The following is a 24,012-nucleotide window of genomic DNA, read 5'->3' on the forward strand; positions in this document are numbered from 1 at the left end:
TTAACAAGAGGTCATGAAAATGCGACAGCCTTTACGCTCTTTGTTACTTAACAGCGTCCTGATTACCCTGGGAATGTGCAGTGCCTACAGCACAGTGGCCGCCACCAAACTGACGCTGGTGGAAGTGATCACCAGCCCGGCCCGCACGGCGATGCTGCAGAAAATGCTGAGCGAATATAAAACCCAGCACCCGGAGACGGAAATCGAAGTGATCTCCCTTCCCTGGGGGCAGGCATTTGAAAAACTGGGCACCATGATGCAAAGCGGGCAGGTGCCGGATGTGGTTGAAATGCCGGACACCTGGCAAGGGCTGTATGCCAGCAACAATATGCTGGTGGATCTGGAACCTAAGCTGAAGGCGTGGCCAAACACCGCCAACCTGACCGACAAAACGCTGGATATGGCGCGGGCGTCGGACGGCAAAGCCAATATGGTTCCCTACGGTTTCTATCTGCGCGCCATGTTCTGGAATAAGAAACTTTTCCAGCAGGCAGGCCTGAGTGGCCCACCAAAAACCATGGATGAGTTTGTGGCGGATGCCAAAAAGATCAGCGCGCTGGGCAATGGCATCAGCGGGTACTGCATGCGCGGCGGCGTAGGTGGCACCAATGCCTGGATGATGTTTATGACCACCATGAACGGCTCACCGGCTTTCTTTGATAAAGACGGGAACAGCACGCTGACTCAGCCAGGGGCGATCAAAGGCGCGCAGCTGCTGGTCGATATGTACAAGCAGGGTGGTGCACCGAAGGACAGCGTCAACTGGGGCTTCAATGAAATTGTCTCCGGCTTCTACTCCGGAAAATGCGCAATGCTGGACCAGGATCCCGATGCCCTGATCGCCATCAAAAACAGCATGAATCCGGATGACTTTGGCGTGGCGCCAATGCCGGTTGGGCCATCAGGCAAAGCCTATCCGACGATTGGCTACACCGGCTGGTCGATCTTCAAGCAGGCCAAACACCCGGATGACGCCTGGCAGCTGATCCAGTTCCTTAGCAGTGAAGCCAATAACCTCACCTGGTCGAAGTTTGTCGGCACCTTGCCAATCTACAAAGGGGCCGAGAACGATCCGTTCTACCATTCACCCCAGTTTGCGGGCTGGTTCACCGAGCTTAACGACCCGAAATACGTTCCCCTGACCATGCCAACCCATCTGAAAGGCTGGGGCTATTTCAACTCGGTCACGGTGAAAGAGAGTACCCAGGAAACGTTGTTAGGGGAAAACGACACGACCTCGATGGTGGAGGATTGGGCCAAATACCTGACCAAAGAGCAAAAAGCCTGGATGGCTACCCAGTAACCCACGCGCCCCCGTCGTGACGGGGGCGGCAATGGAGACGGAATTATGATGCTGGACGTCAGAATGGTTGAAACTGCCAGACCGCCGCGCTTCCACCGGCTGCGGATGCTGGCAGAGCCCTGGCTGTATATGAGCCCAACGCTGATCCTGATTGGCCTGTTTATCTTCGTGCCGATGATGATCGGCATCTCGTACGCCTTCCAGAATATCCAGCTACTTAATCCGCTGGACAGCGGCTGGGTGGGACTGGATAACTTCCGCGAAATGTTTGATGACCGCCGTTTCTTTAAGGCGCTCGGGCACACCGCAAACTGGACGCTGACGTCATTGGGACTGCAGTTTTTCCTCGGGCTCGGGCTGGCGTTGTTGCTTAACCGGGAGTTTCCGCTGCGGCGCTGGGTGCAGGCGCTGGTGTTTCTCCCCTGGGCAGTTCCGGCGTTTCTGTCCGGATTAACCTGGTCATGGTTGCTGAACCCGGTGATCGGCATTTTGCCGCACTGGATGACGGCCCTGCATTTGATCAGCGAACCGTACAACATTCTCTCCGATCCGCAACTGGCGCTGTATGGGCCGGTGATCGCCAACGTCTGGTTTGGCATTCCCTTTTTCGCCATCACCCTGTTAGCGGCATTGCAGTCGATCCCGAAAGATCTGTATGAAGCGGCCTCAATGGATGGTGCCAGCAGCTGGCAGCAGTTCAGGCGGGTGACGCTGCCTTTTCTGGCGCCAATGATCGCCATTACCGTGATGCTCCGGACCATCTGGATTGCTAACTTTGCTGACCTGATCGTGGTGATGACCGATGGCGGGCCTGCCGGATCGACCTCGATTCTGTCGAGCTATATCTTCACCACGGCCTATCGCAAGCTGGACTTTGGCTATGCCTCCGCGATGGCGGTGTTCCTGCTGATCCTGATGACCTGCTATGCCCTGGTGCTGCTGCGGATCCGTCATCAGATGCTGAAATAAGGAGAGCATAATGCGCCAGCTATTACGTCTGATGGGTCACCGGGTGGGCATTCTGGCTTACCTGCTGTTTGCCTTGTTTCCGCTGTACTGGGTGATCAAAATTTCGGTGACGCCTGACAAGCTGCTCTACAGCGAAGGGGTGAAAATGTGGCCGAGCGCCTTCACCTTCGAGCATTTCAGACGGGTATTTGTTGAGAGCGACTTTCCAACCTTCTTCAGCAATAGCCTGATCGTCTCGTTTTCCACCGCGGCACTGGCGACGGTGATTTCCGCGCTGGCAGGCTATGCCTTTTCCCGCTTCTCCTTCAAAGGAAAAACGGTGATTGCTGCCCTGTTGCTGTTCACCCAGATGTTCCCGCTGGTGATGATCCTCGCCCCGATTTACAAGGTGATGGCGCCGTTAGGATTGACCAATAATCTGCTGGGGCTGATCCTGATTTACACCGCGTTTAACGTCCCTTTTGCCACCTTCCTGATGCAGTCCTTTTTCGACGCCATTCCCAAAGACCTGGAAGAATCGGCGATGCTGGAAGGCTGTACGCGTTTTCAGGCGTTAGTCAAAGTGCTGGCACCGCTGACCTTACCGGGTATGGCGGCCACGTTAGGGTTCGTCTTTACCGCCGCATGGAGCGAGCTGCTGTTCTCGCTGATGCTGATCAATAAAAACTCGGTGATGACCTTTCCGGTCGGACTACTGAGTTTTGTCTCGAAATTCGCCGTTTCATGGGGAGATATGATGGCAGCCGCAGTGCTGGCGCTGATCCCTGCCTGTCTGTTTTTCGCGTTCATTCAGCGTTACCTCATTCAGGGGCTGACGGCGGGTGCGGTAAAAGGATAATCATCATGGCTCAAATCTCTCTTTCGCAAATTGAAAAGCGCTACGGCAACGTCGAAGTGCTGCGTGACATCAATCTGACCATTGCTGACGGCGAATTCGTGGTGCTGGTGGGTCCGTCAGGCTGCGGCAAATCGACGCTGTTAAGGACCATCGCCGGGCTTGAACTGGCCAGCAGCGGAGATATTCGCATTGGCAACCGGTTGATGAATCAGGTCGCGCCGAAAGATCGTGATATCTCGATGGTGTTCCAGAGTTACGCGCTCTATCCGCATCTAACGGTCGCGCGCAATATGGGGTTCAGTCTGGAGGTGCAGAAACGGCCCAAAGCCGAAATTGAGGCGGCGGTAAAACGGGCGGCCGAGATTTTAAGCCTGACCGCCTTGTTGGATCGTCGCCCGAAAGAACTTTCCGGCGGCCAGCGCCAGCGTGTGGCCATGGGAAGGGCGATTGTCCGCCAGCCCAAGGTGTTTCTGTTTGATGAACCCTTATCTAACCTCGACGCACAGCTGCGTGGGCAGATGCGCGTGGAGATTAAAAAACTCCATCAGCAGATGAACAACACTATCGTCTACGTGACCCATGATCAGGTGGAAGCGATGACGTTGGCCGACCGCATCGTGGTGCTTAACCACGGGGTTATTCAGCAGGTGGGTACGCCGTTAGAGCTGTACGACACGCCCGCCAATAAGTTCGTCGCCAGCTTTATCGGATCGCCGCCAATGAACTTTATCAGCGGCAACATCCAACGCCATGATCTGGGCCTCAGCCTGCAGGTCAGCGCCGAACTTTCCCTGCCGTTACTGGAGCGGGCCACGCCGCTCAGCCATGGCAAAGCGGTGATTTATGGCATCCGCCCGGAAAATATCCTGCTGTGCGATCTGGCCGATCAGGGTGCGATGCCGTTTACCGTGTCGTTGATTGAGCCAACCGGCTTGTCTGAGCTAATTCATGGCACGCTGGCCGGGGAACCGATGATGATTTACTGCACGCAGCGGTCGGGCTGTGCGGCGGGGGATGTCAGAGGGGTGAAGTTTGATCTGGAGCGGGTACAGCTGTTTGATGCCGACAGCCAGCAGCGGTTGCCGTAGCCGGTCAGTTTGACCGGCCTGCCGCCGGCGTTAAGCGCGGCAGGCCGGTTCGCGCGATCAGGAGAGCGCGACCTTGATGCCCAGCGCGATCAGCACGCCGCCCAGCAGTTTATCCACCAGCTTTTGCGCCTTCGCCAGGCCACGACGGACCGGGGCGCTCTGGATGATCACCACCAGCAGCGGCCACCAAATCGAGGAGAGCATCAGGATGATCGCCGCGTACCAAATCTTCTCGCCGAAACCGGTATGCACGTTAAGCACCTGGGTAAACATCGACAGGAAAAACAGCGTGGCTTTCGGGTTTAGCAGGTTACACAGGTAGCCCTGCAGGAACGCCTTCTTCAGCGAGGTGGTTTCCGGCTCGATATTGCTGAGATCCATTTTGCTGTTGCCACGCGACATCAGGGCCTGCACACCGATGTAGATCAGATAGGCCGCGCCGACATACTTCAGCATCATAAACAGCCACGGCGTGGTGGTAATCACCACCGCCAGACCTGCCACGCAGTAAGCCATATGCGTCGCGACGGCACAGTTGACCCCCAGCGCGGTAAACATTGCGGCTGAGCGGGGATAACGGGCGGCATTCTTGATAATCAGGAAGAAATCGGGGCCGGGAGAGAGCATTCCCAGAGCCGCGATCGTGGCGATAATCAAGCTGGTCTCTAACATGGTGGCATCCTGTAGCAAATGAGGGGCGGATTCTAGCACGTTCGCAGGGTTTTTTAGCTATCAGCCAGAGCAAATACAACGCAAACGTTACCTTGAAGAACCTTTACGCAAATCCCCCGCCAGGGGTATCGACGAAAGTTTCACCTTTACGTATGATGGCGCCAATTTTACCCCCTTTACTGAGTTTCTATGATGATAAGCCTGATTGCGGCCATGGCGGCCGACCGCGTTATTGGAATGGATAATGCCATGCCGTGGCACCTGCCAGCCGATTTGGCCTGGTTTAAACGCCAGACCCTGGATAAGCCGGTGATCATGGGCCGCCGCACCTGGGAGTCGATTGGACGCCCGCTGCCAGGCAGACTGAACATTGTGATCAGCAGCCAGCCGGGCGATGCGGAAGGCGTCAGTTGGGTGACCTCTATCGATGAGGCGCTGCAGGCAGCCGGAGAAGTGGATGAAGTGATGGTCATCGGTGGCGGTCGCATCTATGAACAGCTGTTGCCGCGTGCCGATCGTCTGTATCTGACGCACATTGATGCGGAAGTGGTGGGCGACACCACCTTCCCGGATTTCGAACCGGAAGAGTGGCAGTCGACCTTCAGTGAATTCCACGATGCGGATGAGAAGAACAGCCACAGTTTCTGCTTCGAAATTCTGCAACGTCGTTAATCACCACCCGCCAGATGTGACAATGCCAGACCGGAGTCTGGCATTGGCTAAGCCGCTTTATCGCGTCAGTCTTCCAGCGCACGTTCGCGGTTGGAAGGCTGAACGAACCACGCTTTATCTTCCCAGCGCAGCATCGTCAGCACGCCACCCCAGCAACAGCCGGTATCCAGCCCAATAATCCCGTCAGGTGTGCCTTTGCCTTCCAGCGAGGCCCAGTGACCAAACACAATGGTGTACTCGCTGGCGACCGGGCCAGGAATATCAAACCAGGGTTTCAGCGGCGGTGGGGCGGTGTCGGGCGTATCCTTGCAGATCATATCCAGCTGCCCGTTCGGGAAGCAGAAGCGCATCCGCGTCAAGGCGTTGGTACTGAAACGCAGACGCGCCAGCCCACTGAGTTCCGGCGTCCAGTTATTCGGCATATCACCGTACATGGCGTCGATAAACAGGGGGTAGGTATCGCTGGAGAGGACCGCTTCAACTTCGCGGGCGCAGGTTTTCGCCGTTTCAATATCCCACTGCGGGGTGATCCCGGCGTGCGCCATCACCAGCTTTTTCTCTTCCTCCACCTGCAGCAGCGGCTGGCGACGCAGCCAGTTGATCAGCTCGTCGGCGTCGTCCGCTTCCAGCAATGGCGTCAGGCGATCCTTGGGCTTATTGCGGCTGATACCGGCATAGACCGCCAGCAGATGCAGGTCGTGATTGCCCAACACCAGGCGCACACAGTCACCGAGCGAACGCACGTAGCGCAGCACGTCCAGCGATCCCGGACCGCGGGCCACCAGATCGCCGGTCAGCCACAGCGTATCCTGCTGAGGATCGAAAGCAACCTGCTCCAGCAGGGAATGAAGTTCGTCATAGCAACCGTGGACGTCACCGATCAGATATGTGCTCATTGGACCTTTCCAGGCAGACGTGTTCCTGAGCCGTTAAGCCCGATCGCCGTCTATGCAATCAGATGAATTAATGGAGTTGGCTGGGAACGGCCATGCGGAACACCGGGATCTCAACCTGGAAGCTTGCGCCCTGATGGTCGATCATCACGTAATGTCCCTGCATGGTGCCCATCGGCGTTTCCAGCACGGCGCCGCTGGTGTACTGAAATTCACTGCCGGGCTGGATGTGCGGCTGCTCGCCAATCACGCCTTCACCCTGAACTTCGGTTTCACGGCCATTACCATTGGTAATCAGCCAGTAGCGGCCCAGCAGCTGAACGGCGTTACGCCCCAGATTGCGTATTGTGACGGTATAAGCAAAAACATAACGTTCTTCTTCAGGCACAGATTGCGAAGGAATATAGGCACTCTGAACATGGACACATACACGAGGCGTATCGATCATTCTGCTACTTCTCCGGCGTCTGGGTCTGAGGCTGGGTCTGCGGATGCGCAATCAGCCAGTTAGCTAACTGGCAATACTGCGCCACAGTGATGTTTTCAGCCCGTAAGGTCGGGTCGATGTTCATCTCCTGCAAGACTTCCAGCGAGAACAGATGCCCCAGGCTATTGCGCAGCGTTTTACGACGCTTACCAAAGGCTTCTGTGGTGATTCGGGTCAGCACGCGCATGTCGGTGACCGGATGTTCAATTTTCGCGTGCGGCATTAAACGCACCACTGCTGAATCAACTTTAGGCGCGGGCGTAAAGGATTCGGGCGGCACTTCCAGTACCGGGATCACCTGGCAGTAATACTGCGCCATCACGGTGAGGCGGCCATAGGCTTTGCTGCCCGGGCCCGCGACCAACCGGTTAACCACTTCTTTTTGCAGCATAAAATGCATATCACGGATTGCCGTGGCATAGCTGAAAAGATGGAACATCAGTGGCGTGGAGATGTTGTAAGGCAGGTTACCAAAGACGCGCAGCGACTGGCCTTTTTCGCGAGCATACTCAGCGAAGTCAAAGGCCATGGCATCCTGCTGGAAGATCGTCAGCTTCGGTCCCAAAAACGGATGGGTTTGCAGACGAGCCGCCAAATCACGGTCGATTTCAATGACGGTCATGGCGTCCAGACGCTCGCCAACCGGTTCGGTTAACGCACCCAGACCGGGACCGATCTCGACGATGGCCTCGCCTTTCTGCGGGTGAATGGCGGAGACGATGCTGTCGATAATGTACTGATCGTTCAGGAAGTTCTGTCCGAAACGTTTGCGGGCGAAGTGGCCCTGGTGGACGCGATTATTCATTACTGCTCTTGATCATGGTGATGGCGAGGTTAAGCGCCGTAATAAAGCTGCCCGCATCAGCATTGCCCAGGCCAGCCAGTTCTAAGGCGGTGCCATGGTCAACGGAGGTACGGATAAAGGGCAGGCCGAGGGTGATATTCACCGCGCGCCCGAATCCCTGATATTTTAGCACCGGAAGCCCCTGGTCGTGATACATCGCCAGGACGGCATCGGCATGTTGCAAATATTTTGGCTGGAAAAGCGTATCGGCCGGTAACGGCCCGGTCAGCAGCATTCCCTGCTGACGAAGCTCGTCCAGGGCAGGGATGATAACATCGATCTCTTCCCGACCCATATGTCCGCCTTCACCGGCGTGCGGATTTAAGCCACAAACGAAGATGTGCGGAGAGGCTAAGCCAAATTTGCGCTGCAGGTCAGCATGTAAAATGCCGATAACTTCATGCAGGCTGTCGCGGGTTATCGCCGCGGAGACGTCTTTAAGCGGCAGATGGGTCGTCGCCAGCGCCACCCGCAACTCTTCCGTCGCCAGCATCATCACCACACGTTCGCACTGCGCACGTTCGGCAAAGAATTCGGTATGGCCGCTAAACGGAATACCGGCGTCATTAATCACACCCTTATGAACCGGGCCGGTGATTAACGCGGCGAATTCGCCGTTAAGGCAGCCGTCACAGGCGCGCGCCAGCGTTTCCAGCACGTAATGGCTGTTGGCGACGCACAGCTCGCCAGCGATAACCGGCTGCGGCAAAACGACGGGAAGGACGGTCAGCGTGCCGGCTTGCTGCGGCTGCGCCGCCGTACCGGGCTGATAGTCTCTCAGGGTGAGGGGTAAACCCAGCTTTGCTGCACGGTCGAGCAGCAAAGCTGGATCGGCACACACAACCAGTTCAACTGGCCAGTCGCGCTGGGCCAGTTGAAGGGTAACATCAGGACCAATCCCGGCGGGTTCGCCGGGAGTGATCACCACACGTTGATTACTGTGCATTCGCATCCAGGATTTTCACGTAGGCGGCAGCACGCTGCTCCTGCATCCAGGTCTGCGCTTCTTCAGCAAACTTGCGGTTGAACAGCAGACGATAAGCACGCTCTTTCTGTGCCGCGTCGGTTTTGTCCACCTGACGGGTGTCGAGCAGCTGAATCAGATGCCAGCCGAAGGACGAGTGAACCGGTGCGCTCAACTGGCCTTTTTTCAGCTTCATCAGCGCATCGCGGAACGCCGGGTCATACATCTCCGGGGAGCTCCAGCCTAAATCGCCGCCCTGATTGGCTGAACCTGGATCCTGAGAAAGCTGTTTAGCTTCTTCAGCGAAGGTGGTTTTGCCGCTGTTAATATCCGCCACCACCTGCTCCAGCTTCTGACGCGCCTGCTCATCGGTCATTACCGGAGACGGCTTCAGCAGAATGTGGCGGGCATGCACTTCGGTCACGGAAACGTTCTGGCTCTCGCCACGCACATCGTTAACTTTCAGGATGTGGAAGCCAACTCCCGAACGGATTGGACCGATGATGTCGCCTTTCTTCGCTGTGACCAGCGCCTGAGCAAACAGAGATGGCAGCTCCTGAATCTTGCCCCAGCCCATGTTGCCGCCTTTCAGCGCCTGGGGATCGGCAGAGTAGGTGATCGCCAGTTTGCCGAAGTCAGCGCCGCTTTTGCTCTGGCTGACCAGCTGCTTCGCCAACGTTTCCTGATCGTCAACCTGTTGCTGAGTCGGGTTTTCCGGCAGTGGCAGCAGGATGTGGCTGAGGTTTAACTCGGTGCTGGCATTGTTTTGTGACGCAACCTGCTTGGAGAGAGAATCCACTTCCTGAGGCAGGATGGTGACGCGACGACGCACTTCGTTGTTACGCACTTCCGCAATGGTCATCTCGCGACGGATCTGCTCACGGTAGGTGCCGTAGTTCATCCCATCGTACGCCAGGCGGCTGCGCAGCTGGTCTGGCGTCATTTTGTTCTGTGCGGCGATGTTCTGGATAGCCCCATCAAGCTGAGCATCCGTCACCTGAATCCCGGACTGTTTTGCCATCTGCAGCAAAATATTGTCCATGACCAGACGTTCAACGATCTGATGACGCAAGGTTTTGTCATCAGGCAATTGCTGACCAGCCTGCTGAGCCTGGCTTTTAACCGACTGCATCATGCCGTCGACATCACTTTCAAGTACTACGCCGTTGTTTACTACAGCGGCAACTTTATCAACAACTTGCGGGGCTGCAAACGCGGTGCTGGCTGTCAGCGCTGCACCAAGGATCAGCATTCTCCAGTTCTTCATACTTTTTCCATTCTTCTATCCGCACTGCGGGTTTGCATTGTATTAATCACAACATCAGAAAGAGCGCTGATAAGGCAAGATGCCCTCACGCAGCATTTGACCGGTGCCGAGGCTATAAGAAGGACTCAGGCCACGTAGCTCAATGTTGAACGAGATTTTATTGTCGTAATTACTGGTACTGTTATCGCTATTCCAGCTGGTGATTTTACGTTCGTAACCCAGACGAATTGCATAGCAGCAGGAACTGTACTGCACACCAAGCAACTGATCGGCCGGCTGTTTGGCTTTGGTATCGTAGTACCAGGCGCCTACCACCGACCAGGCATCAGCAATCGGCCAGCTTGCCGTTGCGCCAACCTGAGAAATGCCATCCTGATAGCCTGGGTTGGTCACCGTGGATAACGTTTGGGCAATATATTCCGGGCTGGTGTAACGGTAGTTCAACTGCACCATACGGTCAGCATCGCGGCGGTATTCCAGTACGGCATTGCCTTGCGAAACGTTATCAAGACGGGTGTCGTACTGCAGGCCACCACGGGTGCTCCAACGATCGCTGATACGGTAGTAGGTGTCACCTGCCCACACCAGACTGCCACGATCGTCGCTGTCTGCGTTCTCCAGACCGGTACGGGATGGAGTAAACGAGTAGATTTGACCTATGGAAGCGTTAAAACGTTCAACCAGATCGTTATCAAAAATTCGCGTGGTCACACCACTGGTCACCTGGTTGGCTGACGCGATGCGATCCAGACCACTGTATGTGCGGTCGCGGAACAGGCCGGTGTAGTCACTTTGCAGCAACGTGGAGTCATAGGCGCGGATATCGCTCTGGTCGCGATAAGGCAGATAAAGGTACTGCATACGCGGTTCCAGCGTCTGCGTGTAGCCTTCTGACCAGTCCATATCCCGGTCAAACACCATCTTGCCGTCAACTTTAAACTGCGGCATCACGCGGTTAACGCTGCTTTTCAGTTGGTTAACTTTGTTGGTATCAACGGTATTGTTGTAATACTCAATGTCGTCCTGCTGATAGTGGGTCGCCAGCAGTTTCGCTTCGGTATTCAAACTTCCCCAGCCGTTAGACAGCGGCAGGTTGATGGTCGGCTCGAGGTGCAAACGGGTTGCATCCGGCAACTCTTCGTTGACGTTGGTGAATTTCACCGCCTGAGCATACAGGTGGGTGTCGAACGGCCCGACGTTGTTCTGGTAATAGTTGTAGTCAAACTGCGGTTCTGCACGGTAAACGTCATTGCTGGCGTTAGTGGAGAAGATCTGGAACTGTTTGGTCGACAGCGTGGCGTCCCAGTTTTTCTCAGCATAACCGATACTGAATTTCTGCGTGACGTAGCCGTCCGTCGAGTTGGCATACGGCGAGTCGAGGTCAGTGAAGTAATAGGTGTCACTGACTTTGGTGTAGTCGACGTTGAAGCGCCAGTTCTTATCGTAAACACCGGCATGCTTCCAGTAGAACATCCAGCGTTTGGAATCGTCATCGCTGATGTTGCGTGAAGGCGCATCTTTTTCGAACTGATTGTCCGAATTCAGATAATCGAACTCCATCAGACCGGCACCCGCCAGGGTCAGATAACGGAATTCGTTCTGTAACTGCAGCCCACGGTTGCTCATATAGTGCGGCGTAATGGTGGCATCGGCCTGCGGCGCAATGTTCCAGTAATACGGCAGAATGAACTCAAAACCGTTGGAGCTGCCGTATTTGGCATTCGGGATCAGGAAACCTGAGCGGCGGCGGTCGCCAAGCGGCAACTGCAAATAAGGGCTGTACAGCACCGGTACCGATCCGATCCTGAAGCGGGCATTCCAGATTTCAGCAACCTGCTCTTCGCGGTCCTGAATAATCTCGGTGCCAGCCACGCTCCAGCTGTTATCGCCAGGCAGACAGGAGGTAAAGGTACCGTTTTCCATAATGGTGTAACGGTTCTGGCCACGCAGTTTCATCTGATCGCCAGTACCACGGCCCTGACGGCCCACCATCTGGTAGTCGCCGTTCCAGACGTTGGTGTCTTTGGTGTTCAGATTTGACCAGGCTTTCGGACCTTTCAGGATGACCTGATTGTCGTCGTAGTGCACATTACCTAAGGCATCCACGGTGCGCACAGGCGTCGGCTGACCCGGCTGCTGCTTTTGATGCAGCTGAACCTCGTCAGACAGCAGACGGCTGTTACCCTGCTGGATATCCACGTTGCCGGTGAAGACCGCATTATCGGGATAATTGCCTTTGGCATTGTCGGCGTTAATCGTTACCGGTAGGTCATTATTCGTTTTTCCCTGGACCAGAGGACGGTTATAACTTGGTACACCCAGCATACATTGCGATGCCAGGTCGTCGGCCAGGCCTTGCTGGCTGTAAATCGCTGTGCCGATAAGCGTGGCCAGCAAAGTAGGTAATCTTTTTTTCATACGCGGTATCGAGAATTCCGTGATAGCTGGCATCATGCCGACAAACGGTCAGAGACTATCGCACTCAACTGCGTTGCGCTAGTGTTAATCCTGGTCGTCTGGCCGCGTTGCCGTTAGGCTCTGAGTTAAATGACAGGTATGATAATGCAATTTTTAGCCTTCAGCATGGCGAATTGAGGAGTATATGCGCTATTGGGGAAAAGTAATTGGCCTTGTGCTCGGTTTGTTGAGCGGCACCGGCTTCTGGGGTTTAGCATTTGGCCTGCTGATTGGCCACCTGATCGACAAAGCGCGGGCAGTAAAAGGACAGGGCTATTTTGCTAACCAGCAAACCCGGCAGTCGCTGTTTTTCCGCACCACCTTTCAGGTTATGGGCCATCTGACCAAATCCAAAGGACGCGGGACGGATGCGGATATTCAGATGGCTTCACTGCTGATGGACCGTATGCAGCTGCACGGCGACGCACGAACATCGGCGCAGCGTGCTTTCCGTGAAGGGAAAGAGGGCGACTACCCGTTACGCAGTAAATTGCGTGAACTGCGTAGCGCCTGCTTTGGCCGCTTTGACCTGATTCGGATGTTTCTGGAAATTCAGATTCAGGCGGCGTTTGCCGATGGCTCTCTGCATCCTAACGAACGCCAGGTGCTGTTTGTGATCGCCGAAGAGCTGGGTATTTCCAAAGCGCAGTTCGATCAGTTCCTGCGGATGATGGAAAGCGGTCAGCAGTTTGGCGGCGGTGGCGGCAATTATCACAGCGGTGCGGGTTCGCAGGGCGGCGGCTTTGGTCAGGCGCGACGCGGACCCACGCTGGAAGATGCCTGCAGCGTGCTGGGCGTGAAAAGCAGCGATGATGGCACCACCATCAAACGTGCCTATCGCAAGCTGATGAGCGAGCATCACCCGGACAAGCTGGTTGCTAAAGGCTTACCGCCGCAAATGATGGAAATGGCCAAGCAGAAAGCGCAGGAAATTCAGGCGGCTTACGATCTGATCAAACGCGAGAAAGGGTTTAAGTAGCGGATTTGCCAGATGGCGATGACCTGACGGTGATAATAAGGGCGGAAGAGATTCCGCCCTTATTCGTTAGAAATCCGCCGGCTGACGGAAGGTCATTGGCGTGTGGTACTGCGGATGGGTAATGGTCAGCATCTCGGCATGCAGCTGCAGTCGCGGTGCCATGGCTTTAGCCTCAGCGTGGGCGTAAAAATTATCACCCAGAATCGGATGGCCAAGCGCCAGCATATGCACCCTTAACTGATGAGAACGTCCGGTAATCGGCTTCAGCTGAATACGGGCACTGTTGTCATCGGCATAATCCAGCACTTCATACTCGGTCTGTGCTGACTTCCCCGTTTCAAAACACACCTTCTGCTTTGGCCGGTTTGGCCAGTCGCAAATCAGCGGCAGATCGACCAACCCTTTAGCTTTCTCCGGATGCCCCCAGATGCGGGCAACGTACTGCTTTTGCGGTTCACGCTCGCGAAACTGACGCTTCAGCTCGCGTTCAGCCGCTTTGGTTAACGCCACAACGATCACGCCGCTGGTGGCCATATCCAACCGGTGCACCGATTCCGCCGCAGGAAAATCACGCTGGACGCGGGTCATCACGCTGTCTTTATGATCTTCCAGACGTCCGGGGACCGACAGCAATCCGCTCGGTTTGTTGATCACCATGATGTGCTCATCCTGATAAAGGATGTGCAGCCAGGGTTCTTGCGGTGGGTTATAGGGTTCCATCTTGTTGCCTGTCAGGGGCGGCGTGAACCGCCCCATGTTGAGTTACTGGTGCGTTACGACAATCAGACGCAGCGCATCGAGACGCCAGCCTGCCTCGTTCAGCGCGGACAGAACCTGCTCACGGTTGCTTTCCAGTGCGTCAATCTCATCCTGACGGATGTTCGGATTCACGGCACTCAGGGCATCCAGGCGCGACAGTTCGGCGCTGAGCTTTTCATCGGCTTCGCGGCGGGCGACGTCAATCACCTCGCGGGCCATGGTCGCGGCTTCGTCTTCGGCCAGCTTCAGGATCTCATGAACATCCTGCTGTACGGCGTTGACCAGCTTGCTACCGGTGTGGCGATTCACCGCGTTCAGCTGACGGTTGAAGCTTTCAAACTCGACTTTACCGGCCAGGTTAGTGCCTTTGCGGTCAACCAGCATGCGCACCGGCGTCGGTGGCAGGAAGCGGGTCAGCTGCAGATGTTTCGGCGCCTGCGCTTCTACCACGTAGATCAGCTCTACCAGCAGGGTGCCGACCGGTAATGCCTTGTTCTTCAGCAGGGACAGCGCGCAGCTGCCGGTATCGCCGGAGAGGATCAGATCCAGACCGTTGCGGATAATCGGGTGTTCCCAGGTGACATACTGCGCGTCTTCACGGGAAAGTGCCTGGCCGCGATCGAAGGTGATGGTGCAACCGTCTTCCGGTAGACCCGGGAAATCTGGCACCAGCATATGATCGCCCGGCGTCAGCACGATCAGGTTATCGCTGCGATCTTCCTGATTGATGCCGACGATATCAAACAGGTTAAGCGCAAAGTTAACCAGTTCGGTATCGTTATCCTGCTCGCCAATCTTCTCTGCCAGCGCCTGCGCTTTCTCACCGCCGTTAGAGTTCAGCTCCAGCAGGCGATCGCGTCCCTGTTCCAGCTGCATTTTCAGCGCACTGTGCTGCTTACGGCAGTCGGCGATAAATTCTTCCAGGCCTTCGGTCTGTTCCGGCGAGGCGAGGAATGCAACCAGCTGGGCGTAGGCCTTATCATATATAGCGCGGCCGGTCGGGCAGGTATGCTCAAATGCTTCCAGACCTTCGTGATACCACTGAACCAGCACCGACTGGGCGGTTTTTTCCAGGTAAGGCACGTGGATCTGAATGTCATGCGTCTGACCGATACGGTCAAGACGGCCGATACGCTGCTCTAACAGGTCCGGGTTAAACGGCAGATCGAACATCACCATCTGATGGGCGAACTGGAAGTTACGGCCTTCGGAACCAATTTCAGAACACAGCAGCACCTGAGCGCCATCTTCTTCAGAGGCAAACCAGGCGGCCGCACGGTCACGTTCAATAATCGACAGGCCTTCGTGGAACACCGCCGCGCGGATACCTTCCCGCTCGCGCAGAACCTGCTCCAGCTGCAGCGCCGTGGCCGCTTTGGCACAGATCACCAGCACCTTCTTATCGCGCTGGCTGGTCAGGAAGCCCATCAGCCACTCAACGCGCGGATCGAAGTTCCACCAGGTGCCGCTGTCGCCTTCAAATTCCTGATAAATCTGCTCGGGATACAGCATGTCGCGGGCGCGCTCATCGACAGATTTACGCGCGCTCATGATGCCGGAAACCTTGATCGCGGTTTGATACTGCGTTGGCAGCGGCAAACGGATCTGGTGCAGTTCACGTTTCGGGAAGCCTTTCACCCCATTACGGGTGTTACGGAACAGCACGCGGCTGGTGCCGTGGCGGTCCATCAGCATGCTGATCAGTTCCTGACGCGCTTCCAGTTTTCCTTCACGGTCGCTGTTGGCGGTTTGCAGCAGCGGCTCGATATCCTGCTCGCCGACCAGATCGTTAAGCATATTCATCTCTTCCGCGCTGAGCGACTTATCGGCCAGCAGGCCGGTTACCGCATCGGCAATCGGACGGAAGTGCTGCTGCTCTTCAACGAAGGCAGCAAAATCATGGAAGCGGTTAGGATCGAGCAGGCGCAGACGGGCAAAGTGGCTTTCCAGTCCCAGCTGCTCTGGCGTCGCGGTCAGCAACAGCACGCCAGGGATCTGTTCGGCCAGTTGCTCAATCACCTGATATTCGCGGCTTGGCTGGCCTTCTTCCCACGCCAGGTGGTGGGCTTCATCGACAATCAGCAGGTCCCAGGAGGCATCCGCCATCATTTCGAGGCGCGTTTTGTTGCGGCGCACGAAGTCGAGTGAGCAGATCACCAGCTGTTCGGTTTCGAAGGCGTTATCGCTGTCCAGTTGCGCCTGCGCATAGCGCTCATCGTCGAACAGGGCGAAACGCAGGTTGAAGCGGCGCAGCATCTCAACCAGCCACTGATGTTGCAGGGTTTCAGGCACCACGATCAGCACGCGTTCTGCGCGGCCGGCCAGCAGTTGCTGGTGGATGATCATCCCGGCTTCGATGGTTTTACCGAGGCCGACTTCATCTGCGAGCAGGACGCGCGGCGCATGGCGGCGGCCAACATCATGGGCAATGTGCAGCTGGTGCGGGATCAGGCTGGTGCGCATGCCACGCAGGCCACTGACCGCAAGGTGATACTGCTCGCTCTGGTATTTACGGGCGCGGAAGCGCAGGGCAAAGCGATCCATACGATCCAGCTGGCCAGCAAACAGGCGATCCTGAGGCTTGCTGAAGACCAGCTTACTGTCGAGCATTACTTCACGCATCACCACGCCGGTCTCTTCGGTATCCAGACGCGTGCCGATGTAGGTCATCAGACCGTTTTCAGTGGTGACTTCTGCCACTTCCAGCTGCCAGCCTTCATGGCTGGTAATGGTGTCGCCCGGATTGAACATCACACGGGTGATTGGAGAATCATTTCTGGCATAAAGACGGTTTTCGCCGGTGGCGGGGAACAGCACAGTCACCATGCGCGTGTCGATCGCGACAATAGTGCCCAATCCCAATTCGCTTTCCGTATCGCTGATCCAGCGTTGACCAAGTGTAAAAGGCATAGATATTCGGCTCGATTCTCTTAGAGGTTATGGCAGGCAATAGCATGACCGCCCGGCACTCGGTGCCCGGCAGAAAATTCAAATTATCTGGAAGGGCGCTATGGTACTGGAAGGTAGCGCGTTCGTCACCTGTCAAAAAAGACCTAACTGGCCTGTCACCAGTGTAGCAAAGTCATCCTGAAGGAAAGGTAAAATGCCCTCAGCCACCGGCTGGAGCTGCTTTGTCAGATAATGATCGTAGTCGAGAGGCGTGATGCGCGCTTCTAAAGGCTCGGGCCCGGAGGTGGCCATCACGTAACGAATTTTTCCGCCCTTCTGGTAAAGCAGCGGACGGCCTTGCTTCTCGTTGAATTCGTCGGCGATGCGGGCGGCGCGGACATGCGGCGGCACATTGCGCTGATAGTCGTCCAGCGGGCGACGCAGCCTTTTACCGTACACCAGCTGATCGTCCAGCTCGCCATCCAGCAACTGGCGCACCGTCTCCAGGATATAATCGCGATAGGGCAGTTTTTTAAAGATGCGTCGATAGAGCTCCTGCTGGAAATTTTTGGCCAGCGGCGTCCAGTCGGTGCGCACGGTTTCCAGCCCTTTGAACACCATGCGTTCGCTGTCGCCTTCGCAAATCAGCCCGGCATAACGCTTCTTGCTGCCCTGTTCGGCACCGCGAATGGTGGGCATCAGAAAACGGCTGAAATGGGTTTCAAACTCCAGTTCCAGCGCGCTTTCCAGCCCAAACGCCTGCTGCAAATGCTGTTTCCACCAGGCATTGACCTTCTCCACCAGTTGCCGGCCAATGGCATTGGCCGACTGCTGGTCATGGGGCTTTTTCAGCCAGACAAAGGTCGAGTCGGTATCACCATAAATCACGTCATAACCTTCGGCTTCGACCAGCTCTTTGGTCTGCCGCATGATCTCATGGCCGCGCAGGGTAATTGACGACGCCAGACGCGGATCAAAAAAGCGACAGGCGCTGGTGCCCAGCACGCCATAAAAGGCATTCATAATGATTTTCAGCGCCTGCGACAGCGGCTTATTGCCCTCTTTTTTGGCGGCTTCACGCCCTTGCCAGATTTGGTTGACGATTTCAGGCAGGCAATGGGTGGTGCGGGAGAAGCGCGCGCCCTTAAAACCGCTGACGGAATCGGTGTCATCAGGATGCGCCAGGCCTTCGACCAGCCCAACCGGATCGATTAGGAAGGTGCGGATAATGGCCGGATACAGGCTTTTATAGTCCAGCACCAGCACCGAATCATACAGGCCCGGCGTCGAGTCCATCACATAACCGCCTGGGCTGGCCTCAGGAGCCACTTCGCCCAGGCCCGGCGCGACAAAGCCTGCACGGTGCATGCGCGGTAAATACAGGTGGCCGAACGCCGCCACAGAACCGCCGTGGCGATCGACCGCCAGGCCATTTACCGTCGACCGCTCCAGCAGAAACGGCATCAGCTGGGTGTGATGGAAAATTCGGGTGACTAACTCGCAGTCCTTCAGGTTGTAATGGGCGAGGGCGGGTTTGTCTTCCGCAAAGCGCTGATCGATTTCCTGCATTCTGTCCCAGGGATTGTTAATCGCTTTGCCTTCTCCCAACAGTTCCCGTGAGACGGCTTCCAGACTGAAAGAGGCGAAGTTCCAGAACGCCGATTTCAACGCATCAATCCCATCGACGATTAGCCGGCCGGTGGCCTGAGCAAAGAACACGCCGGGCTTGAAGCCGTGCTCACGCCACTCCAGCGCCTCGTTATTGCGCCCGAGTTTTAACGGAATACCATAACGGTCGGCGTGTTTTTGCAGCACGCGCAGGTCAAACTGCACCACGTTCCAGCCAATCAACACGTCCGGGTCGTGCTGCACAAACCAGGCGTTCAGTTTTTCCAGCAGCTGTGGCCGGCTGGAGACGTATTCCAGATTGAAGTCCAGTTTGCTGGCATCGCCGTTCTCCGGGCCCAACATATAGACATCGCGTTGTCCGCAGCCTTCAAGCCCGATGCAGTAGAGTTCGCCGTGGCGGGTGGTTTCGATATCCAGCGAGACCCACTTCAGCGGCGGCCGGTAGTCGGGATTGGGTTTCAGGCGGGTGTTGATCAGGCTGTTTCCCGCCGGCTGGCCGCTAAACCAGACGGGCGAGGTGATAAAGCGCTCCATCAGGTAGCGCTCGGGCGGCCGCACATCCGCTTCATACACCATCACGCCATTCTCACGCAGCAGCTTCTCCAGCTTTTGCAGTTGGCGGTACTGATGGCAATAGAGGCCGAACACCGGCCGATGGCGGAAATCTTTTAACCCGAGGGGAACGATACGGAAATGGCGTTCCTGCTTAAGTAACGCCTCAGCCTGCGCCTGATACTCTTGCGGAATAAAGGCAACGGATTCCTGTGGCGGCAGCACCACTCTCTGCGGGCCACTGTCGGTGGCCAGCCACAGCACCACTTCCGTGCCTGAAGGCGTATCCCGCCAGTGGCGGGTGAGCAGAAAGCCTGCGCGTGCATCGTTCACCGGAAATCCTTAATGTTGCTTCTTTGCACAATAATAGCATGTTTATTTATACAGTATAGCGCGATGCCGGGGGAATCTCGCCCGGTCGGGTCAGTGCGGATGCCGTCCGGCCCGTGCTGGAGGTTATCTTAATCTGACCGCGATCAATGAGTTCATACAAAACAGACCTTGACGCAGTACGGGTGTCTCAGGACAATCCGACCTCAATCAAAACAGAATGTGGAAAGTATGGAAGCCTGGCTGCAACATCTTATTACGCAATCACTGGCCTGGTCTTTGCTGGCGGTGGGGCTTATCACTTTTTTTGAATCCCTGGCGCTGGTCGGGCTGCTGTTGCCTGGCACTGTTTTAATGGCTTCCTTCGGCGCGCTGATCGGCAGCGGGCAAATTGGCCTGTATCCCGCCTGGCTGGCGGGGACCATTGGCTGTCTGGTCGGCGACTGGATTTCCTATCTGATTGGCTGGCAATTCAAAGGGCCGCTGCACCGATGGTCATTTATTAAAAAGCATCAGGGGCTGATGGATAAAACCGAACATGCGCTGCATCAGCACAGCATGTTTACCATCATTGTTGGGCGTTTTGTCGGGCCGACCCGTCCGCTGATCCCGCTGGTGGCGGGAATGCTGGAACTGCCGGTGAAGAAGTTTATCCCGCCGAATATCATTGGCTGCGTGCTCTGGCCACCGCTGTATCTGTTGCCGGGCATTCTGGCGGGTGTGGCGATTGATGTGCCGAAAGGGGCGAGCAGCAGCATGTTTAAATGGCTGTTGCTGGCGGTGGCATTGCTGGTCTGGCTGGGATGCTGGTTGGGATGGCGCTGGTTACGTTCGAAAAAGCAGGCCGACTGGGCCAGCGCGTATCTGCCGCCGAGCCGTCTGCGCTGGCTGGCGCCGCTGGTGATTGTTATTGCCGTGGCCAGCTTTGTCGCCCTGCAATTCCATCCGATGATGCCGATATTCCGCCATCTGTTGTCAGAAGTCTTTATCGGACATTAATGCCCAGCACGGCGGCTTCAGCCACGTCACCATTGAGCAGCACGTCGGTGCTGCCGTCCCAGTAAACCCGTCCATCGACAATTAGTATGCTGCGTGGCGCTATCCGCGCGGCATCCTCAATACTGTGCGACACCATCAGTAGCGTCATCTTCCTCTCCTGACAGACCTCTACCACCAGCTGCAGCATCTCTTTGCGCAGGGCCGGATCCAAGGCAGAGAACGGCTCATCCAGCAGCAGCAACGGTTGCTGACGCACCAGACATCGTGCCAGCGCCGCCCGCTGCCGTTGGCCACCGGAAAGTTGCGAAGGCAAACGGTCCAGCAAGGTGTCCAGACCGACTCGTCGCGCGATGTCCTGCAACGCCTGCTTCTGCTGAGGATCCAGCTTCAGCCCGGGATGCAGGCCAAGGCCGATGTTCTGCGCCACCGTCAGATGCGGGAACAGGTTATTCTCCTGGAACAGCATGGAAACCGGTCGCTTCGCCGGTGGCGTGTGGCTGTGATCTTCGCCATTCAGCAGCAAGCTGCCGCTATTTACCGCAAGAAACCCCGCCACCAGGCTCAGCAGGGTGCTTTTCCCCGCGCCGCTCGGGCCGAGGATCGCCAGCCTTTCTCCCGCCTGCATGCTCAGTGAAAAGCGCATCGGCAGATGGTTATAGAGGTAGGTCAGATTAGTTAACGTCAGCATGGCGTCCCGGCAGTTTTTCAATCAGGGTGAACAGAAGGAAGCAGAGCAGCAAAAGCAGCAGCGCAGTGACCGCGCCATCTTCGCTACGGTAGGAGCCAATCTGTTGATAGAGATAAAACGGCAGCGTGCGGAAATTTTCATTACCAAACAGCGCCACCACGCCAAAATCGCCAATCGACAGCACGCAGGCAAATGCCAGCGCCTGCGCAAGAGGGCGCTTTAACGCGCGCAGTTCGATCAGTTTGACGCGATTCCAGCCGTGAATATCCAGCGACAAACAGAGCCGGTTATAGCGTTCTGCAATGTCCCGCAGAGGGTTCTCCAGCACCTTCATGGCGTAAGGAATGGCCATCAGCGCATTGGTGAAAATTACGATGCCATCGGCGGCGTCCGGCAGGCCCACGGTGGCATTCAGCAGCAGAAAGAAGCCGGTCGCCAGCACGATGCCGGGCATGGCCAGAATCAACATGCCGCTCAGTTCCATTGACTGGCCGAGCCAGACGCGCTGACGCAGGCGCAATTCCCGGCTGCTCCACAGCAGCATCACCGTCAGGATCACACACAGTAACCCTGCGCCAAGCGCAATGCGTATTGAGGTGAAGGTGGCCTGCCACAGCGCCGGTTGGCGTAGTACCGCGGGCAGCCCCTGATTCAGGCCATCCACGATGACCGCCAGCAGCGGCGGCAGTAATAAAAGCAGCGCGGCGAAGATTAACAGCGCATCCCACACTTTGGCGCGCCCGCTGTCTTCGGGATTTCGCCAGCCGTTGATGCTTGCCGTGCCCGACGGAATCGCTTTGCTGAGCCACTGACTTAACATCACCAATCCCAGACAGCAGACCATCTGAATCATCGCCAGCAGGGCGGCACGGCCGGGATCGTAATCAAAGTTCAGCGCCTGGAAGATCGCCAGCTCGATGGTGGTGGCTTTTGGTCCGCCGCCCAGCGACAGTACGGTTGCGAAGCTGGCAAAACAGAGCATAAAAATCAGCGCGCCGGCAGGCAGAATTTGCCGCCGCAGCCAGGGCCATTCGACCACCATGAAATGGTGCCAGCCGCGTAATCCCAGCTGCGCGGCCAGCTGGCGCTGCTCTCCGGGGATCTGTTCCAGCGCCTGCAGCAGCAGACGCGCGGCTAACGGCAAATTAAAGAACACATGCGCCAGCAAAATGCCCTGCAAGCCATACGGCGTGAAGGTATAGGGAATGCCCAGCAACGTGCAGAGATCGGCCAGCCAGCCCGTGCGGCCATAGACGCTGAGGATGCCAAACAACGCCACTAACACCGGCAATACCAGCGTCATCGCGCAGAGTCTTAACAGCGTGTCCCGGCCGGGGAAGCGGCGTCGGTAAAGTGCGCGGGCCAGCGGGATCGCCGGCACTACCGCCAGTACCGCGGAAAGAAAGGCCTGCCAGAAGGAGAAGCGCAGGACGTGCCAGAGATAGTCATCCTGCCAGAGATCCCGCCAGTGGACCGCCGGCGCACTCAGCCATAGCGCGCTGAATGCGGTCAGGGCCACGGCGACCAGCAGCGTCGCCGCCAGCGCACCGGGCACTAACGGGCCAGCAATCAGCGGCTGACGGCGCGTTGCCATGCACTGATCCATTGGCTACGTTGGCTGGCGACTTCCTGTGGCGTGTATTGCAGCGAGTTGGACGGGACGGTCAGGGTATCGAAACCGGCAGGCAGGGTGCTTTTCACCACCGGATACATCCAGTTGCCGGTTGGGATGCTGTCCTGGAACGGTTTATCCAGCATAAATTTCATGAATTTCTGCGCGAGCTCCGGCTGTTTGCTGCTTTTCAGCTGGCCGGCCACTTCTACCTGCAGGTAGTGACCTTCGCTGAAATTGGCGGCGGCGTACTGCGATTTCTTCTCTTCAATCAGGTGGTAAGCCGGAGAGGTGGTGTAGCTCAGCACCATATCGCCTTCACCCTTGAGGAACAGCCCGTAAGCTTCGCTCCAGCCTTTGGTGACGGTGACGGTTTTCTTCGCCAGCTTCTGCCAGGCTTCCGGTGCCTTATCACCGAACACTTTCTGCATCCACAGCAGCAGGCCGAGGCCCGGGGTGCTGGTGCGGGGATCTTCATAAATAATCTTCAACGGTTTGTCGCTGTTGACCAACTCTTTCAGGCTGGTGGGCGGATTTTGCAGTTTGGTTTTGTCGTATACAAAGGCGAACCAGCCGTAGTCATACGGCACAAAGGTCTTATCGTTCCAGCCACCCGGAACGGTGACCTTGCTGGTATCCACCTGGCCTGGTGCGAACAGGCCGGTTTTCTCCGCCGCATCCAGCAGATTGTTATCGAGGCCCAGCACCACATCGGCCTTGCTGTTTTTACCTTCCATCCGCAGACGGTTAAGCAGCGAGACGCCGTCTTCCAGCGCCACGTATTTCAGCTCGCAGCCGCAGTCCGCTTCAAACGCCTTTTTGATGGCAGGACCCGGTCCCCAGTCAGCGGAAAAAGAGTCGTAGGTATAAACAGTCAGGACGGGTTTAGCCGCGAAGGCCGGGAAGGTGCCGAGGATCAGTAAAGGCAGAACTTTTTTTAACACTTTGCGTTCCTTGAAAGTTAGGGGTCGCAAAGGATCTGAGCAATCTGGAGAGTCTCAAATCCCTACGCCGGCATTATCCGGATCAGGTTCGACGGGTTTGTCTCAGCGCTGGCAGTGAAACACCGCGAACGCACCCCGTTGAGAACGGCCTATTCTAGTGATTTCCGCTGGGTAACG

20 protein-coding genes and 1 riboswitch are annotated in these 24,012 nt (G+C 56.6%); of the genes, 7 read left to right on the forward strand and 13 right to left on the reverse strand.

Features of this window, described 5'->3' with window-relative positions; genetic code table 11:
• The first annotated feature begins 19 nt into the window (after positions 1-19).
• Genes E2F51_RS10865 through E2F51_RS10880 form a run of 4 tightly spaced genes read left to right on the forward strand, consistent with a single transcriptional unit; the run spans position 20 to position 4,198 of the window.
• Positions 20-1,303, forward strand: coding sequence for a sugar ABC transporter substrate-binding protein (locus tag E2F51_RS10865; RefSeq protein ID WP_041692210.1), 1,284 nt, complete (start codon positions 20-22; stop codon positions 1,301-1,303).
• Between the two features lie 45 nt (positions 1,304-1,348).
• The gene (locus tag E2F51_RS10870) at positions 1,349-2,272 is read left to right on the forward strand and encodes a carbohydrate ABC transporter permease (RefSeq protein WP_013200720.1); all 924 of its coding nucleotides are present in this window, start codon (positions 1,349-1,351) and stop codon (positions 2,270-2,272) included.
• Between the two features lie 10 nt (positions 2,273-2,282).
• Positions 2,283-3,110 (forward strand): carbohydrate ABC transporter permease, encoded by an 828-nt coding sequence (locus E2F51_RS10875; RefSeq protein ID WP_013200721.1) that lies wholly within the window; start codon positions 2,283-2,285, stop codon positions 3,108-3,110.
• A 5-nt stretch (positions 3,111-3,115) separates the two neighbouring features.
• Positions 3,116-4,198, forward strand: coding sequence for an ABC transporter ATP-binding protein (locus E2F51_RS10880; protein ID WP_134823459.1), 1,083 nt, complete (start codon positions 3,116-3,118; stop codon positions 4,196-4,198).
• A 57-nt stretch (positions 4,199-4,255) separates the two neighbouring features.
• On the opposite strand, the gene E2F51_RS10885 is transcribed toward E2F51_RS10880, so the two are convergent.
• Entirely contained in the window at positions 4,256-4,870 is a 615-nt protein-coding gene (locus E2F51_RS10885) for a LysE family translocator (protein ID WP_013200723.1), read from the reverse strand.
• Positions 4,871-5,059: 189 nt separating this feature from the next.
• Here E2F51_RS10885 and folA point away from each other — a divergent pair, with 189 nt between their 5' ends.
• Complete coding sequence (gene folA / locus E2F51_RS10890) at positions 5,060-5,542, forward strand: type 3 dihydrofolate reductase (RefSeq protein ID WP_013200724.1); 483 nt, start codon at positions 5,060-5,062, stop codon at positions 5,540-5,542.
• 65 nt (positions 5,543-5,607) lie between these two features.
• On the opposite strand, the gene apaH is transcribed toward folA, so the two are convergent.
• From apaH to lptD, 6 genes are all read right to left on the reverse strand, one after another.
• The gene (apaH, locus tag E2F51_RS10895) at positions 5,608-6,438 is read right to left on the reverse strand and encodes a bis(5'-nucleosyl)-tetraphosphatase (symmetrical) ApaH (RefSeq protein ID WP_134823460.1); all 831 of its coding nucleotides are present in this window, start codon (positions 6,436-6,438) and stop codon (positions 5,608-5,610) included.
• A 67-nt stretch (positions 6,439-6,505) separates the two neighbouring features.
• A complete protein-coding gene (apaG, locus tag E2F51_RS10900) occupies positions 6,506-6,883 on the reverse strand; it encodes a Co2+/Mg2+ efflux protein ApaG (RefSeq protein WP_013200726.1) in 378 nt (125 codons plus the stop codon).
• Positions 6,884-6,887: 4 nt separating this feature from the next.
• Entirely contained in the window at positions 6,888-7,727 is an 840-nt protein-coding gene (gene rsmA, locus E2F51_RS10905) for a 16S rRNA (adenine(1518)-N(6)/adenine(1519)-N(6))-dimethyltransferase RsmA (protein WP_013200727.1), read from the reverse strand.
• Positions 7,720-8,712, reverse strand: a complete 993-nt coding sequence (pdxA, locus tag E2F51_RS10910) for a 4-hydroxythreonine-4-phosphate dehydrogenase PdxA (RefSeq protein ID WP_134823461.1) — start codon at positions 8,710-8,712, stop codon at positions 7,720-7,722. Before pdxA ends, rsmA begins: the two co-directional genes overlap by 8 nt.
• Complete coding sequence (surA, locus tag E2F51_RS10915; RefSeq protein ID WP_053140301.1) at positions 8,702-9,997, reverse strand: peptidylprolyl isomerase SurA; 1,296 nt, start codon at positions 9,995-9,997, stop codon at positions 8,702-8,704. Before surA ends, pdxA begins: the two co-directional genes overlap by 11 nt.
• 54 nt (positions 9,998-10,051) lie before the next feature.
• The gene (gene lptD, locus E2F51_RS10920; protein ID WP_134823462.1) at positions 10,052-12,451 is read right to left on the reverse strand and encodes an LPS assembly protein LptD; all 2,400 of its coding nucleotides are present in this window, start codon (positions 12,449-12,451) and stop codon (positions 10,052-10,054) included.
• Positions 12,452-12,599: 148 nt separating this feature from the next.
• On the opposite strand from lptD, the gene djlA reads away from it, so the two are divergent.
• Entirely contained in the window at positions 12,600-13,433 is an 834-nt protein-coding gene (djlA, locus tag E2F51_RS10925) for a co-chaperone DjlA (RefSeq protein WP_134823463.1), read from the forward strand.
• 66 nt (positions 13,434-13,499) lie between these two features.
• Here the strand turns inward: djlA and rluA are convergent, their stop codons facing one another.
• The 3 genes from rluA to polB form a co-directional block, all read right to left on the reverse strand.
• Complete coding sequence (gene rluA / locus E2F51_RS10930; RefSeq protein WP_134823464.1) at positions 13,500-14,153, reverse strand: bifunctional tRNA pseudouridine(32) synthase/23S rRNA pseudouridine(746) synthase RluA; 654 nt, start codon at positions 14,151-14,153, stop codon at positions 13,500-13,502.
• Between the two features lie 42 nt (positions 14,154-14,195).
• Positions 14,196-17,102: an RNA polymerase-associated protein RapA gene (gene rapA, locus E2F51_RS10935; RefSeq protein ID WP_013200733.1), complete on the reverse strand. Its 2,907-nt coding sequence runs from the start codon at positions 17,100-17,102 to the stop codon at positions 14,196-14,198.
• A 132-nt stretch (positions 17,103-17,234) separates the two neighbouring features.
• Positions 17,235-19,595 carry a DNA polymerase II gene (gene polB, locus E2F51_RS10940; protein WP_134823465.1) on the reverse strand — a complete coding sequence of 787 codons (2,361 nt, stop codon included), beginning with the start codon at positions 19,593-19,595 and terminating at the stop codon, positions 17,235-17,237.
• 228 nt (positions 19,596-19,823) lie between these two features.
• Between polB and E2F51_RS10945 the strand changes: the two genes are divergently transcribed.
• Positions 19,824-20,591 (forward strand): DedA family protein, encoded by a 768-nt coding sequence (locus tag E2F51_RS10945; protein ID WP_013200735.1) that lies wholly within the window; start codon positions 19,824-19,826, stop codon positions 20,589-20,591.
• On the opposite strand, the gene thiQ is transcribed toward E2F51_RS10945, so the two are convergent.
• Genes thiQ through thiB form a run of 3 tightly spaced genes read right to left on the reverse strand, consistent with a single transcriptional unit; the run spans position 20,578 to position 23,835 of the window.
• On the reverse strand, positions 20,578-21,279 hold the full coding sequence (thiQ, locus tag E2F51_RS10950; protein WP_134823466.1) for a thiamine ABC transporter ATP-binding protein ThiQ: 702 nt from the start codon (positions 21,277-21,279) through the stop codon (positions 20,578-20,580). The genes E2F51_RS10945 and thiQ overlap by 14 nt on opposite strands.
• Positions 21,263-22,873 (reverse strand): thiamine/thiamine pyrophosphate ABC transporter permease ThiP, encoded by a 1,611-nt coding sequence (gene thiP / locus E2F51_RS10955; protein WP_134823467.1) that lies wholly within the window; start codon positions 22,871-22,873, stop codon positions 21,263-21,265. Before thiP ends, thiQ begins: the two co-directional genes overlap by 17 nt.
• Positions 22,849-23,835 carry a thiamine ABC transporter substrate binding subunit gene (gene thiB / locus E2F51_RS10960; protein ID WP_134823468.1) on the reverse strand — a complete coding sequence of 329 codons (987 nt, stop codon included), beginning with the start codon at positions 23,833-23,835 and terminating at the stop codon, positions 22,849-22,851. The genes thiP and thiB overlap by 25 nt, the downstream gene beginning before the upstream one ends.
• A 41-nt stretch (positions 23,836-23,876) precedes the next feature.
• A riboswitch (TPP riboswitch) is annotated at positions 23,877-23,983 on the reverse strand.
• Positions 23,984-24,012: the final 29 nt, after the last annotated feature.

The sequence above is a fragment of the Erwinia sp. QL-Z3 genome (genome assembly GCF_004551645.1).
Lineage (GTDB): Bacteria > Pseudomonadota > Gammaproteobacteria > Enterobacterales > Enterobacteriaceae > Erwinia > Erwinia billingiae.

What these genes read in the sequence shown, in the direction of transcription:
- E2F51_RS10865 (WP_041692210.1), top strand. Translation starts at nt 20, where the DNA reads ATGCGACAGCCTTTACGCTCTTTGTTACTTAACAGCGTCCTGATTACC.
- E2F51_RS10870 (WP_013200720.1), top strand. Translation starts at nt 1,349, where the DNA reads ATGATGCTGGACGTCAGAATGGTTGAAACTGCCAGACCGCCGCGCTTC.
- E2F51_RS10875 (WP_013200721.1), top strand. Translation starts at nt 2,283, where the DNA reads ATGCGCCAGCTATTACGTCTGATGGGTCACCGGGTGGGCATTCTGGCT.
- E2F51_RS10880 (WP_134823459.1), top strand. Translation starts at nt 3,116, where the DNA reads ATGGCTCAAATCTCTCTTTCGCAAATTGAAAAGCGCTACGGCAACGTC.
- E2F51_RS10885 (WP_013200723.1), bottom strand. Translation starts at nt 4,870, where the DNA reads ATGTTAGAGACCAGCTTGATTATCGCCACGATCGCGGCTCTGGGAATG.
- folA (WP_013200724.1), top strand. Translation starts at nt 5,060, where the DNA reads ATGATGATAAGCCTGATTGCGGCCATGGCGGCCGACCGCGTTATTGGA.
- apaH (WP_134823460.1), bottom strand. Translation starts at nt 6,438, where the DNA reads ATGAGCACATATCTGATCGGTGACGTCCACGGTTGCTATGACGAACTT.
- apaG (WP_013200726.1), bottom strand. Translation starts at nt 6,883, where the DNA reads ATGATCGATACGCCTCGTGTATGTGTCCATGTTCAGAGTGCCTATATT.
- rsmA (WP_013200727.1), bottom strand. Translation starts at nt 7,727, where the DNA reads ATGAATAATCGCGTCCACCAGGGCCACTTCGCCCGCAAACGTTTCGGA.
- pdxA (WP_134823461.1), bottom strand. Translation starts at nt 8,712, where the DNA reads ATGCACAGTAATCAACGTGTGGTGATCACTCCCGGCGAACCCGCCGGG.
- surA (WP_053140301.1), bottom strand. Translation starts at nt 9,997, where the DNA reads ATGAAGAACTGGAGAATGCTGATCCTTGGTGCAGCGCTGACAGCCAGC.
- lptD (WP_134823462.1), bottom strand. Translation starts at nt 12,451, where the DNA reads ATGATGCCAGCTATCACGGAATTCTCGATACCGCGTATGAAAAAAAGA.
- djlA (WP_134823463.1), top strand. Translation starts at nt 12,600, where the DNA reads ATGCGCTATTGGGGAAAAGTAATTGGCCTTGTGCTCGGTTTGTTGAGC.
- rluA (WP_134823464.1), bottom strand. Translation starts at nt 14,153, where the DNA reads ATGGAACCCTATAACCCACCGCAAGAACCCTGGCTGCACATCCTTTAT.
- rapA (WP_013200733.1), bottom strand. Translation starts at nt 17,102, where the DNA reads ATGCCTTTTACACTTGGTCAACGCTGGATCAGCGATACGGAAAGCGAA.
- E2F51_RS10945 (WP_013200735.1), top strand. Translation starts at nt 19,824, where the DNA reads ATGGAAGCCTGGCTGCAACATCTTATTACGCAATCACTGGCCTGGTCT.
- thiQ (WP_134823466.1), bottom strand. Translation starts at nt 21,279, where the DNA reads ATGCTGACGTTAACTAATCTGACCTACCTCTATAACCATCTGCCGATG.
- thiP (WP_134823467.1), bottom strand. Translation starts at nt 22,873, where the DNA reads ATGGCAACGCGCCGTCAGCCGCTGATTGCTGGCCCGTTAGTGCCCGGT.